This is a genomic window from Aquamicrobium segne (genome assembly GCF_042656785.1).
In the GTDB taxonomy this organism is placed as follows: domain Bacteria; phylum Pseudomonadota; class Alphaproteobacteria; order Rhizobiales; family Rhizobiaceae; genus Mesorhizobium; species Mesorhizobium segne.
Map to the genome: position 1 here is coordinate 102,079 of NZ_JBHSLL010000029.1, position 15,114 is coordinate 117,192.

The window sequence follows — 15,114 nt, forward strand, 5'->3', positions numbered from 1 at the left end:
GGTCCTCGTCAGCCGTTCTCGACCATCATTGCCGAAACTTCGGCTTCCGCAACTTTTGCGCCCTCGACAAGCCCCTCGCAAGCAAATTTCAGAATATTGCCGCGTTTCTTGAGCTTGCGCACCTGAATCCGCAACTGATCGCCCGGCACAACCGGCTTGCGGAACTTGGCGTTGTCAATGGTCATGAAATAAACCAGCGACGGCTTGTCCGTATTGGCCCGACGAATACAGATCGCACCCGCAGTCTGCGCCATCGCCTCAATGATCAACACCCCCGGCATTACCGGCTGGCCGGGAAAATGACCCAGAAAATGCGGCTCGTTGATCGTCACATTCTTGATGCCGACCGCAGCATCATCACCATCGATCTCGACAATGCGGTCGATCATCAGGAACGGGTAGCGATGTGGCAAAAGCTTGAGCAGTTCCTGAATGTCAGCCGTTTCAAGCACGGCGCCAGCCACGTCAGCCATTCCTGTTCCTCTTGGAAGATTTCGTAAATGTGCGAATAGCGGAAAGCTCGCGGAAAAAATCGCGCATTGGCTGCGCCGGCATCCCCGCCCAACGCTCTCCCGCGGGAATATCATACATGAGGCCCGAAGAGGCCGCCACCTCTACCCTGTCACCAACCGTGATGTGGTCGGCAATACCAACGCGCCCGCCAAGCCGGACAAAATCGCCCAATGTCACTGAACCTGAAATGCCGCATTGACCGGCAATCACGCAGCCACGGCCAATCTTCACATTATGGGCAATCTGCACCAGATTATCGATCTTGGTGCCTTCGCCAATAATGGTGTCCGCCATTGCCCCGCGGTCCACCGTCGTGTTGGAGCCGATCTCGACATCATCTTGAATGATGACCCGCCCGATCTGGGGCATACGCTCCGGCCCCCTGGCGCCGCCGACAAAGCCAAACCCGTCCTGCCCAATGCTGGAGCCGCCATGAATAATGGCCCTGTCTCCAATCAGCGCATAGGACACAGCCGTATTGGGACCGATATAGCTGTTGCGGCCAATGCGGCACGAAGCGCCAATCACCGCATTGGGAGCGATGACCGTACCCGATCCGATTGCCACATCCGGGCCGATAACGGCGCCCGCCTCGACTATGGCACCTGGTTCTATAGCGGCTGTCGGGTCGATATGAGCCTGGGAAGAAATTCCACGCTCACTTGTGGCAGGGACCGGTGTGGCGGCGGCGGGAAACAGGGTGCGGCCAACCAGAGCAAAAGCCTGCTGGGCGCGCGGATTGACAAGAACGGCAATGCCTGCCGGAGCCTTGTCAGCCAGTTCGATGGGGCAAAGCACCGCTGCGGCGCGCAAATCCGTCATCAGATCTGCATGTCGCTTTTCGCCGACAAAGACCAGCGCATGGTCTCCGCCTTCCGTGGCCGAGGCAATCGTCTCGATAATTGTATCGGCATAGGCAGGATTGGCCAGCGTCGAGCCCGTCAGCACAGCAATTTCGCCCGCCGTAAAACGGCGTGACGGCACAAAAAACACCGGATCGGACATTTTGAAGCACTATCCCGCTGGCGCGGACAGTCCGCTCCTGGCGTGACCGCCCGAAGCCGCCGTCACAAGCTGTTTTTAGAACCGCGTCGACATGCCGAAGTTGAACTCCTGCACCCTGTCGGTCGATTCCTTGGCAACCGGCACTGCATAGTCAAGACGCAGCGGACCGAAAGGTGAATCCCATGTCAGACCAACACCGACCGAAGCACGCCATTCCATGTCAGTAGAAACCAATGTCGCTCCAGTTGTCTTGTTACCATAAAGCGTTGCGGCATCAGCAAAGACCGCACCGCGCAGACCAAAGCTTTCGGGAATGGCCGGAAGCGGGAACTGCGCTTCAGCCGTGGCATGGAAATAGGTCGTTCCACCTAAATGACCATCGTTACCCGCACCGATGTCGTAAGGCCCGATACCATTATAGTCGAAACCACGAATGATGCGGTCATTGCTTTTGAAATGGTCAAATACACGCAATTCGCGGTCACCATAGCTCTGCACATGCCCGGCCCCGACAGTCACCAGACCGACAATATCCATCTCATCAGACAGCGTATGATAGGCTGTGCCACGCGCCGTGAACTTCACGAACTTCGCGTCCCCACCAAGACCCGCCACTTCCGCGCCCAAATTGGCATAGAAGCCATAATGCGGGCTCTTCATGTCATCGATGGTGTTATAGACCAGATTGGCGCTGACCGAAGATTTTTCCCAGGTACCGAAGTCAACAGCATCCTGAATAGCCTTAGGCAATCCACATGCTGGATCATACAATCCGGTAGTATCATCCACACAGTTATCACGATAATCGTATTTTTCCTGCGAATAATTATAGGCAAGCTGCGTCGAGATATTGTCGGTGATCGGCAGGCCGAAGCGAACTGTTGCGCCAGTTACTTCGCTCTCATAGCGCTTGTATTCACGCGTCGACTTGAAAATATCAAAACCGGCAGCAATGCGACGACCAAGGAAATAAGGCTCGGTGAACGACACCATGAAGTCGCGCGAATCCTTGCCGCCACCCGCTGACAGACGGATAAACTGGCCGCGACCCAGGAAGTTGCGCTCGGTAACCGAACCCTGCACCGATGCACCGGGCGTATCGCCACCTGTGGAATAACCTGCACCGATAGAGAATTCACCTGTCGATTTTTCGACGACATCGACAACCAGAACCACCTGATCGGGTTCGGCACCGGGAACTGTGGAAACTTCCACGCGCTCAAAATAATTAAGCCCCTCGATGCGCTTTTTCGCCCGCTGCACCAGAACCTGATTGAAAGCATCGCCCTCGCTCAGATCAAACTCGCGACGAATAACATAGTCGCGGGTACGGCTGTTGCCGCGAATCTCGATACGCTCAATGTAAGCCTTGGCGCCCTGATCGACCGTATAGACCACGGAAATGGTGCGGTTTTCAAAATCACGATCACCCCGCGGCGTGACCTGCGCAAAGGCATAACCACGTTCAGCCACAGTCTCGGTCAGCGCAATCAGGCTGTCTTCCACCGCCTTGGCGCTATAGACAGCGCCCGCACGGCTCTGCAATTGCGACTGAAGCGAAGCAGCCTCGATCTCGGGGATCGAGCTATCGACGCTGACATCGCCGAATGTATAGCGCGGCCCCTCATCAATAGTAAAAGTAACCGTATATTTGTTTGACGCCTCATCCAGTTCGCCAAAGGACGACAAAACCTGAAAATCGGCATAGCCGCGATTGTAATAGAAACGACGCAGCAATTCCTCGTCGGCGCGCAGCTTGTCTTCACTGTAGACATCATCGCGCAACATGAACGACATGAAGTTGGAACGCTTGGTGTTGATCACATCGGCAAGACGGCCACGGCTGAAGGCCTGATTGCCGACAAAATTGACGGCGGCAATTTTCGTGCGCCCGCCCTCATTGATATTATAGACGACATTGACGCGGTTATCGCCAAGATCGACCACCTGGCTGGTGACCGTCGCCTCCTCGCGCCCGACACGGCGATAGGCATCCTGGATCGCCTCGACATCGGCATCAACGGCAGCCTGCGAATAGGCGCCACGCGGCTGAAGCTGAACTGCCGCATTCAGCTGCGCGTCCTTGACCTTCTTGTTGCCCTGAAACAGTACCTGATTGACGACCTGATGCTCCGAAACCGTCACAACCAGCGACGAGCCGACCTGATTGATACGCACATCGGAAAACATTCCGGTGCCAAAAAGGGTCTTGACTGCCTCATCGACATCGGAGCCGGAGAAGGAGCGACCTGGCTTGATCGAAACCTGATTGCGAATCGTATCGGCATCGATGCGCGAATTTCCGCGCACTTCGATGCGATTCACCACAGCCGCCTCAGCAGCGGAAACAGACACCATCTGCACAGTGAATGCGGCGGGAACGACCATAGCGGTGGACAATGCCAACGCAGAAGCGGCGCTCAAAAACTTGGATGCTGCCTTCATCGGGCTCATTTACCTTCTCGTATTCCACGGCAAGAAGCCGGACTTGCCGACAATTCGCCATACCGTATTAACCGGATTTTCCCTACACGCAAGGCTTCTGGTTAATTAGTGTTTACTTAAAGCCTCAGCGTTGCTTTCACGTCACGCATATTCTGGAGCATGGTAAACAGCTTCTCAACACGCTGCCCAATATCCAGAATTTGTTCACAATTTCAACAGCCGAACAAATCATTCCAGAACACAAAGCCCATAAAAGTCAAAACAAGCAGCATGCCTGCCTTGTAGACAAATTCCATCATGCGCTCTGATACAGGCCGCCGTTGAACCGCTTCAACCGCATAAAATAGCAAATGCCCGCCATCCAGCGGCGGAATCGGCAACAGGTTAAGAATACCGATTCCCACCGACAGCAAGGCAATCAGTTGCACCAGCCATTCAAAGCCCAGCTTGGCGGCCTGCGCCGACATGCCGGCAATTTTTACCGGCCCGCCAAGCTGGCACTTGTCTTCCCGGCCAGCAGCGAATCGTTTCAAAAACTGGCCGGTGCGCGCAATGATATGGCCAGTTTCCAGAACGGCCGTACCAAGCGCCTCGGTCGGCGTATAGGTAATCAGGCGCGGTTGGCCCAATGTCTGGTCATTGACCACACCAATAACCGCGACCTTGATCTTGTTGCCAAGCGCATCTTCCTGCTCCATCGGCTGCGGTGTGGCCGTCAGGCTGACCTCACGGCCATTTCGCAACATCACGAATGTCAGCGCATCGCCCCCGCGCCCAGAAACCAGACGCTGCACATCGGCAAATGTCTCAACTTTAGTTCCATCGACACTGATAAAGCGATCACCGGGCATGATACCGGCATTTTCAGCCGGACTGCCAGCATTGACCGTGGCCACCATGGGTTCAGCCACATAGCGACCATGAATGGAAAACATCACCGCAAAAACGGCGATGGTCAGCAGGAAATTAAACAATGGCCCGGCAAAAACGGTTGCAGCACGTTTCCACAATGCCTGTGTGTGAAAGGCCATGCGGCGCTGCGTCTCGCTCAACCCGTCATCCGTCTGCGCAGGGTTTGAGGTCACGCTCATGTCGCCGACAAATTTCACATAGCCGCCAAGTGGGATGGCGCACAGCTTCCAGCGCGTGCCGCGCCGGTCGTTAAAGCCCAAAAGCTCCGGTCCAAACCCCACGGCAAAAGCCTGAACACCGATGCCGCAGGCGCGCCCAACCAGATAATGGCCCATTTCATGAACGAAGACGACCACTAGCAATACGAATAAAAACGGCACAAGCGTGCCGACCAAAAGGCCATCCGTGCTGAACAGGGCATGCAGAAATTCGTTCAAATCAAGTCCTCTGTCCGCCCCAAAAACTCCATGACGGTATGGATTTCAACAAAAATGATGCGCCAAACCGGCAAGATCATGACTTTGCATCAAAGACCGGAATATCAGACGCCAAACAGCCCCTGCGCAGGCGAATTTATTGAGGTGGCCACAACACTGCCGAGCACGTAAAGCACCAATGCCGCCACCACCAACCCGTCAACGCGGTCCATCACACCACCATGGCCGGGAATGAGCTGGCTGGAATCCTTGGCCCCATGCCGTCGCTTGACCCAGGATTCAAACAGATCGCCAATCTGCGAGCCAACAGACAGGACAAACCCGGCCACCCCAAGCAGAACATAATGATCAAGACCCGCAAGAACAGAAACCGCAAGCCCGGCGACAACACCGGCTATCGTGCCGCCAATCGCCCCGCTCCATGTTTTACCCGGAGAAATGGCAGGCGCCAGCTTTGGCCCGCCAAGCGCGCGCCCCACAAAATAAGCCAGCGTGTCGGTTGCCCATACAATGGCAAATAAAAACAGGATGGCCAGCAATCCGGCCTGTTCGCTTCCACGCAAAAAAGCCAGGGCAAAGCCCGGCAATATTGCATAGGCAATGCCTGCTGCATCCCATGCGCCCCAGCCGCGTATCAAACTTACACTTGCAACAAGAATAACGGCCACCAATGTCAGAACGAGAAAGGGCAGTGCGGCCACACCAATGCACAGCGCAATCAACAGCAGTGCCATGCAGGCTTCCGGCAGCAACCCTACGATGCCGGGCCGCCTGTTTCTGGAGCCCGCCATGCGCACCCATTCATAAAAGATTGCCGCTGAAATGGCGACCGCCAGCAACCGGAAAGGCACGCCGCCAATCCAGGTCAGTGTGAGCGCGACAGCCGCCAGCACAAGACCAGAAATGATTCTTAGTTGCAGATTGCTCATCGAGCCAAAGCCGATGATACGGCCTCCTGTGACGACAATCCGCCAAAGCGACGCTCGCGCCCGGCAAAATCGCGCAGCGCCTCGACAAGATGGGCGCTGCTGAAATCTGGCCAGTAGCATGGCACAAACACCAGTTCGCTATAGGCTGCCTGCCACAGAAGGAAGTTGGACAGGCGCTGTTCCCCGCTGGTGCGGATCACAAGATCAGGATCAGGAATGCCCGATGTATCGAGGGCGGCGGCAAAATCATGCACGGCAATATCGTGCGGCTGGATTTTACCTTGCAAAACAGCCTCGGACAATTTGCGCACAGCCCGCACAATCTCGTCACGCCCACCATAATTGAAGGCGATCACCAATGTCAGCCCCGTATTATGGCGCGTCAATGTCTCGGCCTCTTCCAAAAGGCTGCGAATATCAGGCTGGAGGCTTTCACGATCGCCAATCACCCTGACCCGAACCCCCTGGCCGTGCAGTTCGGCAAGATCACGGCGAATAAACAGTTTCAGCAGCCCCATCAGGTCGCTGACTTCCGATTTTGGCCGTGACCAGTTCTCGGAGGAAAATGCGTAAACGGTCAAAAACGAGATGCCAAGACCGGGGGCTGCGCGAACCACATCGCGCAAAGCCTCCACGCCGGCCCGGTGTCCGGCCACACGCGGCAAGCCCCGGGATTTTGCCCAGCGGCCATTTCCATCCATGATGATCGCAATATGCGCCGGGCTTGTCATATGTCCGCTTTCAGATCGACAGATCGGGTTGCATCAGGCTTATGCCCAGGTCCTGATTCTAGAGCATTCTTGTTTTCATGAAAAACAGATGAAATGCTCTAGACCTGCATGATCTCCGCTTCCTTTTCGCTCAGCAGGCTGTCGATGGAGGCAATGGTCTCATCGGTCAGCTTCTGAACCCGCTCAGACTGCTTGTGCAGTTCATCCTCACTGATTTCACCGTCTTTTTCTGACCTTTTCAGCCCATCCATGCCATCGCGGCGCACATGGCGCACAGCCACACGCGCATTTTCAGCATAGCCATGGGAAATCTTGACCAGTTCCTTGCGGCGCTGCTCATTCAGCTCCGGCAGCGGAATGCGCAAATTCGTCCCATCAACAATCGGGTTGAAGCCAAGATTTGCCTCGCGAATGGCGCGGTCAACCGCCCCCACCATGGTCTTGTCCCAGACAGACACGGCAATCATGCGTGGTTCAGGCACCGAAACCGTCGCCACCTGATTGATCGGCATGGCAGACCCGTAAGCAGGCACCTGAACGGCATCGAGCAGATTGCCGGAAGCGCGCCCGGTGCGCAGCGAGGCAAGATCTTGCTTGTAAGCGTTGATTGCGCCATCCATGCGCCGCTTGAGGTCATCGAAATTGCCGCTCATGATCTTCTCCTCAGCCTCTTCATTCAGGCTCGTAACGTATACAGAACTCAAAAAATATCTTTATCAGCCCTTGGCCGCTCTTATTCGTCGGCAACAACCGTGCAACGGCCCTTGCCTCTTAGAATCTGGCCCAATCCACCTTGCTCATGGATGGAATAGACGATTATCGGGATGTTGTTTTCTCGCGCAAGAGCAATTGCAGCCGTATCCATGATTGACAGGCCGCGATTGATGACTTCGGCATGGCTGATATGATCAAAGCGCGTGGCAAAAGGGTCTTTTTTCGGGTCAGCCGAATAGACACCATCAACCTGTGTGCCTTTAAACAGCGCATCGGCGCCAATTTCAGCAGCACGCAGGGCAGCAGCCGAATCGGTGGTAAAAAACGGATTGCCGGTGCCGCCGGCAAAAATGACCACCTTGCCCTCATCCATATAGGCGGTGGCCTTTCGCTGTGAAAAGCTTTCACACAATTCAGGCATGGCGATTGCCGACAAAACAACCGCATCCACACCGATCTTGACCAGTGACGTGCGCAAAGCCAGCGAATTGATGACGGTTGCAAGCATCCCCATATGGTCGCCCGTCACCCGGTCGCCACCCTTGGAGGCAACGGCCAGACCCCGAAAAATATTCCCGCCGCCAATGACCACGCCCACTTCGACGCCCATTTTGCGCGCTTCGGCAATATCAGAGGCGATGCGGTCGACAACAGAAACATCAATGCCGAATTTCTGGTCCCCCATCAGGGCCTCGCCCGACGCCTTGAGCAATACACGTCGGTAGGAAAGCGTGGCCGTCATATAGTCCTCAAAGTTTACCATTGCCGTAAAATCAACTGCGCTGGCCCCTCTCGACTGTATGAAGAACCAAACCGATACACGCCGATACACCAAGGGCGCCACGATGTCACGCAGCGCCCTTGGGAGAGTGTCTAGAGCATCGGACCAAAAAGTGGAACGGTTTTTGGATAATTCCGATGCTCATTCAAAGAGTTAGAGCGTCCTTTGTGCGTCCGACAGGACGCACGGCGCTCTAAAGAGCGGTAAATTACTGCTTTACGGTTGCTGCAACCTCGGCGGCAAAATCGCTCTCTTCCTTTTCAATGCCCTCGCCCAGCGCAAAACGCACATAGGCGGTAATCTTGGCTGGCGCACCAATATCTTTTTCAGCTTCTTTCAGCGCCTGCTCGATGGTCACATCCGGATTCATGACAAAAGCCTGCTTGAGCAGCACGACTTCCTCATAAAACTTGCGCAAACGGCCTTCGACCATCTTTTCAATGATGTTTTCCGGCTTGCCGGACTGGCGCGCCTGATCAGCAAAAATGTTGCGCTCGCGCTCAACGGCCGCCGGATCAAGAGCCTCCACATCCAGCGCCAGCGGGCCGGTTGCGGCAACATGCATGGCCACCTGACGGGCAAAGGCGGCAGCCTTGTCGGCATCACCGGCAGTCTCGATGGCGACCAGAACGCCCAGCTTGCCCAGATTATCGGCAGCGGCATTATGGATATAGCTGGCAACCACGCCCTGCGAAACTGTCAGCTTTGCCGAGCGGCGGAAGCCGAGATTTTCACCGATGGTGCCCACAGCATCCTTGATCGTATCGGTCACCGACTTGTCCGAACCCGGATAATTGGCCACTGCAACAGCTTCCGTGTCACCCGAAGCCAGCGCCACAGACGCAATATTGCGCACGATTTCCTGGAATGCCTCATTGCGTGCGACAAAGTCGGTCTCGGAATTGACCTCAACCAGAGCAGCCGCCCGCTCACCCTGCGCCACGCCGATCAGCCCCTCGGCTGCGGTACGGCCGGCCTTCTTGTCTGCCTTGGCAATACCCTTCTTGCGCAGCCAATCGACAGAGGCTTCCATGTCGCCATTGTTTTCGGCAAGGGCTGTCTTGCAGTCCATCATGCCTGCGCCGGTCAGCTCGCGAAGTTCTTTGACCATTGCTGCTGTAATATTCATGATTTGCCTCTTGTTTCAGAAACGAAAATGCGCACCGCCAAGAACCAGCGATGCGCCATGCCCGGACGCTTGAGCGCGTCTGATTTCAGAGAGCCCGGGCTTTTTTGTAAAAGAAAGCCCCTTAGAGCACCTCTGGCGTTTGGCTCAGGCTTCCGGCGCGGCCTCAACAGCCGGAGCTGCATCAGCAGCCGGCGCCTCTTCCAGAGCCGGTTCGAGCGGAACCTCGGCTGAAGCGCCAATATCCATGCCAAGCGCACCCTGCTGGCGTGCAATGCCGTCAATGGCGGCACGGGCAATCAGGTCGCAATAAAGCTGGATGGCGCGCGCAGCATCATCATTGCCGGGGATCGGGAAATCGACCACATCCGGATCACAGTTGGAATCGATGATGGCGACAACGGGAATACCAAGACGCTTGGCTTCCTGAATGGCAATTGATTCCTTGTTGGTATCGATCACGAACATCAGGTCCGGGGTCGAGCCCATATCCTTGATGCCGCCAAGAGCCTTGTCGAGCTTCTCGCGCTCACGCTCAAGGTTCAGGCGCTCCTTCTTGGTGAAGCCCAGAGCTTCGCCAGCCAGCAATTCATCAAGCTTGCGCAGACGCTGGATCGAGTTGGAAATCGTCTTCCAGTTGGTCAACATGCCGCCGAGCCAGCGGGAATTCACATAATACTGGGCCGAACGCTGTGCAGCGTCAGCAATAATGTCCGAAGCCTGACGCTTGGTGCCGACGAACAGAACACGACCACCGCGCGAAACCACGTCCGAGACCTGCTTGAGCGCCTGATGCAGCAGCGGAACGCTCTGCGACAGATCGATAATATGCACATTGTTGCGGGCCCCGTAGATGAAGGGGGCCATTTTCGGGTTCCAGCGATGGGTCTGGTGGCCGAAATGTGCGCCAGCTTCAAGCAGCTCACGCATAGAGAAATCAGGCAAAGCCATTTTTTGTTTTCCTTTCCGGTTAGCCTCCACGGATACCGGCGTTTCAGATCACCCTTTACAGGATCATTCTTTCACGCCACCGGAGGTGTCGTTTCGGATGTCTCCCGAGACGAAACCAAAATCCGTGTGTGGAATGGGTGCGCCTATACAGGGCGGTGACAAAAAATGCAACAGGGGCAGGCTTGCACCCTATTTTTTACAAGCCTTTATTTCTTGCAAGCCTTTGGGTCCGGCATATCAAACAGGGCCAGATCAACCAGCCTGCCATTCATGGTAAAATCACCATAATCCATCTTCAGATTACGTGTCAGACCGTTGGAGTGCATGCGAAAACTGATGCGGTAATCGGGTGTCTCTTCACCGCCGCCACTGTTTTCATGCTTGAAATAAGCAATATCGACCGGCCAGCTTTCCTCTTTTTCCAACCCGGAAAGGACAGACATTTCAGGATCATCCTGCCCGGTCAGGCCGGGCTTGCCGATGACGATGGTGGTCAGCATATCCTGATCGGCATCTTCCGAACCATCATACAGGCTGGTTTCATAAAAACTCTCACCCTTTTGCGCCCGCTCGATCAGATCAATCATATGTTGCGTTGGAAATTGCGCGGCCCCAAGCCTCACCTCAACCGGCTCCGGCTGGTCGATATCGATGCTGATCCCATCCTTCTGGCGATGGGCTTTTCCCTTCACCTCCTGTTCCGGCTGCTGATCGATGAAGGTTTTTGTGGCAAAGGAAAAATTCTCTGCCTGCCCGTCTTCATGGGTGGTCGTCTGCTGATCGGTCATGCGCATCATGTCGGCAGTGCCAATGCGCGTCACCAGCCGAAACCGGACCGTATATCCCTCGCATTGCGAGCCATTGAACTCATAGACCATGCGGCCATCGATGCTGGTGATTCCCGAACGTTCGGAGGCCTTGCCCAGAAAAACATCGTAAACCGCACGGTGCGGCTGCAAAACAGGGGCTGCAAGGGCCGGGATGGTGGAAAAACCGATCGGAAGCAACAAGATGGTATAGGCAAGGCGCAACCTGCGCATGTACAAGCTCCGATTATGGCTGCCAGCCGTTACGGTGGCGATAAGGCCAGCATAGAAATAGTCATGGCGGAAGCGAGGCAAAAGTTGCACCTTATGTCGAACCTTCCACAGAAACCCGTTCAGCAATAGGAAATGACCATGAGCGAAACAATTGAAAAGCGGTTGAGTGATCTGGGCGTGACGCTGCCCGTGGCAGCAGCACCGGCTGCCAATTACGTCTCTTTTGTGCGCAGTGGAAATCTGTTGTTTCCCTCCGGGCAACTGCCGATCAAGGATGGCAAGCTTGCCGTCAGCGGGTTGCTCGGCACCGATGTCGATCTGGAAGCGGGTCAGGAAGCGGCAAAATTATGCGCCATCAATGTGCTGGCGCAAGCCAAGGCGGCACTGGGCGATCTGGAAAAGATCAAGCGTCTGGTCAAGATCACTGTCTATGTCGCCACCGGCATGGGTTTTACCGATCAGCATCTGGTCGGCAATGGCGCGTCTGACTTCTTTGTCGCAGCCCTTGGCGAGCGCGGCAAACACGCCCGTGTCGCCATTGGCATGGCAGCCCTTCCCCTCAACGCCGCCGTTGAGGTCGAGGCCATTATCGAAGTCGAGTAAAAAATGACCGCCCTCTCCTGGCTGACAGCTCGCCCCATCGCGCATCGAGGTCTGCACGACCTCAACAAGCAGCGTTGGGAAAATACGCTGTCGGCTTTTTCTGCCGCCATCGATCATGGCTATGGAATCGAATGTGACGTGCATCTGAGCGCAGATGGCGTGCCCGTCGTTTTTCATGATCATGATCTGAAGCGGTTGACCGGAGAGGACGGTTTCATCTGGCAGCGCACGGCCGCAGAACTGACAGCGCTCAAAGTTGGCACGACACAAGATCATGTGCCAACTCTGGATGACATGCTGGAACGGGTCAGCGGCAAGGCGCCGCTGGTCATTGAACTGAAAGGCACGCCCGGCCGTGATGGCAGGCTTGTCGAGGCTGTCGGCAAACGGCTGGCCCGTTACAATGGGCCGGTAGCCATCATGTCGTTTGATCACTGGCTGATCCGCGACTTTACCCGCCATGCGCCCGGCATTGCGGGCGGTCTGACGGCTTGCGGACAGCACGAGCATGAAATGGAAGCCCATTTTGCCATGCTGGCGCATGAGATTTCATTTGTCTCCTATGCCGCCGCCGATCTGCCGAACCGCTTTATCTCTTTTGTGCGCGAAAGGCTTGCAATGCCGGTCATCACCTGGACGGTTCGCGACCAGCCAGCCATTGATCTGACAGCCCGTTATGCAGACCAGATGACATTTGAAGGTTTTGAGCCGTCCCTTCCTCTTGCCTGAGCAAAATGCTCTAAACAAACACCATGACACAGGATCAAGATCGGGAAAAAGCGGAAGCCAAAGACAAGCATATGGTGCGCATTGCCACCAGCATGTCAGCTTTCACACAGGCTGAATGGGACAGCCTGTCCGGCACGACACAACAGCAGAACACCCCCTACAATCCTTTTATCTCCTATGGATTTTTGAAATCACTGGAAGTAACAAACTGTGTCGGCATCCATAGCGGCTGGCAACCACACCATCTGCGCCTTGAAAACGCTGACGGCCGCCTGCTTGGGGCCATGCCCTGTTATGCAAAGACCAACAGTCAGGGCGAATATGTGTTTGACCATGGCTGGGCTGATGCTTTTGAGCGGGCGGGCGGGCGCTATTATCCCAAATTGCAGGGTTCTGTGCCCTTCACTCCGGCCACAGGGCCGCGCTTGCTGGTGGCAGAAGATAGCAATTCTTCCATTGTGAAAGCCGCGCTTGCTGAAGCTGTCAAACTTGTCACCGACAGACTGGAATTGTCTTCTGCCCATATCACTTTTTTGCCGCAAGACGATGTGCCGCTCTTAAAAGCTGCCGGTTTCCTGCATCGTACCGATCAGCAATTCCACTTCTTCAATCAAGGCTTTTCCAGCTATAATGATTTTCTGGGCACCCTTGCCTCACGCAAACGCAAGGCGCTCAGGAAAGAACGGCGCGAAGCATTGGCCTCAGGAATCACCATTGATTGGCTGACCGGCTCGGATCTGAGCGAAGCCGTCTGGGACGATTTTTTTGCCTTTTACATGGATACCGGCAGCCGCAAATGGGGCCGCCCCTATCTCAACCGCCATTTCTTCTCGCTGATCAGTGAATATATGGCGCAGGATATTTTACTGGTCATGGCCAGACGCAATGGCCGCTATATTGCAGGCGCCATCAATTTCATCGGGTCGGACACGCTTTACGGTCGCAATTGGGGCTGCATTGAAGATCACCCCTTTCTGCATTTCGAGGTCTGCTATCATCAGGCCATCGACTTTGCCATCGCCCACAGGCTCAAGACAGTGGAAGCTGGCGCACAGGGCGAACACAAGCTGGCACGTGGCTATCAGCCCGTTACCACCCATTCCATGCACTATATCGCCCATCCCGGCTTTCGCCGTGCGGTCGCCGATTATCTGCGTCAGGAACGGCAGGATGTGGCGTTAACCCACGACTATCTGGGCAAGCACACGCCTTTTCGGAAAATTGCCGTTGATTAAAACACGATTTCAACCACTAACCGATTTGGAAAACAGGTTGATGACCAGAACACCAGCCAGAATGAGCCCCATGCCCACGAGAGCCGGAAGATCCAGCGCCTGTCGAAACAGCAGCCATGCCAGCGCAGTAATGAAAATAATGCCCGCCCCACTCCAGATCGCATAGACAATGCCCACCGGCATGGTGCGCAGCGTCAGGGCAAGGAAATAGAAAGCCAATCCATATCCCACAATGGTAATCAGTGAGGGGACCAGCCGGGTAAAACCATCGCCCAGCTTCAAGGCCGTGGTTGCAACCACCTCGAATATGATGGCCACAATCAGGTAAAGATAGGTCATAAACACTGCATTCACCCTTGATTCACATGTCGATCCGAGATGACATGCGTTTTATATTATCCCATCCTTCCCCTTAAAAAGAGGACGACAGACCAACATGGCCTACGACACAACCAACATTTTCGCCAGACTCCTGCGTGACGAAATTCCATCTCATCGCGTCTACGAAGATGAGCATACGGTGGCGATCATGGATGTGATGCCGCAAGGTGCCGGGCATGTGCTGGTTCTGCCCAAGGCCCCTTCACGCAATCTGCTTGATGCCGATGCAAAAACACTGGGCGCCCTGTTTTCAACGGTTCAGAAAATGGCGGGTGCCGTCAAAAAAGCCTTCAATGCCGATGGCGTTTTCATTGCCCAATATAATGAACCGGCAGCAGGCCAGACCGTGTTTCATCTACATGTCCATGTCATTCCACGCTTTGATGACATCGACCTGAAACCACATTCCGGTCAAATGGAAAAACCGGAGATTCTGGCAGAAAATGCCAAAAAAATCCGCGCTGCGCTGGCCTAGGGTCGAGACTCAATCATGACCACCATATGCAGATAGCAGCCAAGTAGCATGTTGCTGCGAAGTTGACTGCAAGCTTGTCATATCTTGTGGCAATGCGTCTCCAGTCC

16 protein-coding genes are annotated in these 15,114 nt (G+C 55.2%); 4 read left to right on the forward strand and 12 right to left on the reverse strand.

The window, feature by feature from the left end:
- Positions 1-8: 8 nt before the first annotated feature.
- The 11 genes from fabZ to ACFPLB_RS10800 form a co-directional block, all read right to left on the reverse strand.
- Positions 9-473 carry a 3-hydroxyacyl-ACP dehydratase FabZ gene (gene fabZ / locus ACFPLB_RS10750; protein ID WP_378229444.1) on the reverse strand — a complete coding sequence of 155 codons (465 nt, stop codon included), beginning with the start codon at positions 471-473 and terminating at the stop codon, positions 9-11.
- Positions 466-1,518: a UDP-3-O-(3-hydroxymyristoyl)glucosamine N-acyltransferase gene (lpxD, locus tag ACFPLB_RS10755; protein WP_378229446.1), complete on the reverse strand. Its 1,053-nt coding sequence runs from the start codon at positions 1,516-1,518 to the stop codon at positions 466-468. Before lpxD ends, fabZ begins: the two co-directional genes overlap by 8 nt.
- 75 nt (positions 1,519-1,593) lie before the next feature.
- Entirely contained in the window at positions 1,594-3,963 is a 2,370-nt protein-coding gene (gene bamA, locus ACFPLB_RS10760; protein WP_378229486.1) for an outer membrane protein assembly factor BamA, read from the reverse strand.
- 212 nt (positions 3,964-4,175) lie between these two features.
- Positions 4,176-5,312, reverse strand: a complete 1,137-nt coding sequence (gene rseP, locus ACFPLB_RS10765; RefSeq protein ID WP_378229448.1) for an RIP metalloprotease RseP — start codon at positions 5,310-5,312, stop codon at positions 4,176-4,178.
- Positions 5,313-5,416: 104 nt separating this feature from the next.
- Positions 5,417-6,241, reverse strand: a complete 825-nt coding sequence (locus tag ACFPLB_RS10770; RefSeq protein WP_378229450.1) for a phosphatidate cytidylyltransferase — start codon at positions 6,239-6,241, stop codon at positions 5,417-5,419.
- Positions 6,238-6,972 carry an isoprenyl transferase gene (locus ACFPLB_RS10775; protein WP_378229452.1) on the reverse strand — a complete coding sequence of 245 codons (735 nt, stop codon included), beginning with the start codon at positions 6,970-6,972 and terminating at the stop codon, positions 6,238-6,240. The genes ACFPLB_RS10770 and ACFPLB_RS10775 overlap by 4 nt, the downstream gene beginning before the upstream one ends.
- A gap of 98 nt (positions 6,973-7,070) precedes the next feature.
- On the reverse strand, positions 7,071-7,625 hold the full coding sequence (gene frr, locus ACFPLB_RS10780; protein WP_378229454.1) for a ribosome recycling factor: 555 nt from the start codon (positions 7,623-7,625) through the stop codon (positions 7,071-7,073).
- An 80-nt stretch (positions 7,626-7,705) separates the two neighbouring features.
- Positions 7,706-8,428, reverse strand: coding sequence for a UMP kinase (gene pyrH, locus ACFPLB_RS10785; RefSeq protein WP_378229456.1), 723 nt, complete (start codon positions 8,426-8,428; stop codon positions 7,706-7,708).
- Between the two features lie 247 nt (positions 8,429-8,675).
- Positions 8,676-9,596 (reverse strand): translation elongation factor Ts, encoded by a 921-nt coding sequence (gene tsf, locus ACFPLB_RS10790; protein WP_378229458.1) that lies wholly within the window; start codon positions 9,594-9,596, stop codon positions 8,676-8,678.
- 144 nt (positions 9,597-9,740) lie between these two features.
- On the reverse strand, positions 9,741-10,544 hold the full coding sequence (rpsB, locus tag ACFPLB_RS10795; protein ID WP_378229460.1) for a 30S ribosomal protein S2: 804 nt from the start codon (positions 10,542-10,544) through the stop codon (positions 9,741-9,743).
- Between the two features lie 206 nt (positions 10,545-10,750).
- Positions 10,751-11,584 carry a cell envelope integrity EipB family protein gene (locus tag ACFPLB_RS10800; protein ID WP_378229462.1) on the reverse strand — a complete coding sequence of 278 codons (834 nt, stop codon included), beginning with the start codon at positions 11,582-11,584 and terminating at the stop codon, positions 10,751-10,753.
- Positions 11,585-11,722: 138 nt separating this feature from the next.
- Between ACFPLB_RS10800 and ACFPLB_RS10805 the strand changes: the two genes are divergently transcribed.
- The 3 genes from ACFPLB_RS10805 to ACFPLB_RS10815 are packed head-to-tail and all read left to right on the forward strand — an operon-like array spanning position 11,723 to position 14,151.
- On the forward strand, positions 11,723-12,187 hold the full coding sequence (locus tag ACFPLB_RS10805; RefSeq protein ID WP_378229464.1) for a RidA family protein: 465 nt from the start codon (positions 11,723-11,725) through the stop codon (positions 12,185-12,187).
- A 3-nt stretch (positions 12,188-12,190) separates the two neighbouring features.
- Positions 12,191-12,916 carry a glycerophosphodiester phosphodiesterase gene (locus tag ACFPLB_RS10810; RefSeq protein WP_378229466.1) on the forward strand — a complete coding sequence of 242 codons (726 nt, stop codon included), beginning with the start codon at positions 12,191-12,193 and terminating at the stop codon, positions 12,914-12,916.
- Positions 12,917-12,939: 23 nt separating this feature from the next.
- Positions 12,940-14,151, forward strand: coding sequence for a GNAT family N-acetyltransferase (locus ACFPLB_RS10815; protein ID WP_378229468.1), 1,212 nt, complete (start codon positions 12,940-12,942; stop codon positions 14,149-14,151).
- 9 nt (positions 14,152-14,160) lie between these two features.
- On the opposite strand, the gene ACFPLB_RS10820 is transcribed toward ACFPLB_RS10815, so the two are convergent.
- On the reverse strand, positions 14,161-14,490 hold the full coding sequence (locus ACFPLB_RS10820; protein WP_378229470.1) for a DMT family transporter: 330 nt from the start codon (positions 14,488-14,490) through the stop codon (positions 14,161-14,163).
- Positions 14,491-14,587: 97 nt separating this feature from the next.
- Here ACFPLB_RS10820 and ACFPLB_RS10825 point away from each other — a divergent pair, with 97 nt between their 5' ends.
- On the forward strand, positions 14,588-15,007 hold the full coding sequence (locus tag ACFPLB_RS10825) for an HIT family protein (RefSeq protein ID WP_378229472.1): 420 nt from the start codon (positions 14,588-14,590) through the stop codon (positions 15,005-15,007).
- Positions 15,008-15,114: the final 107 nt, after the last annotated feature.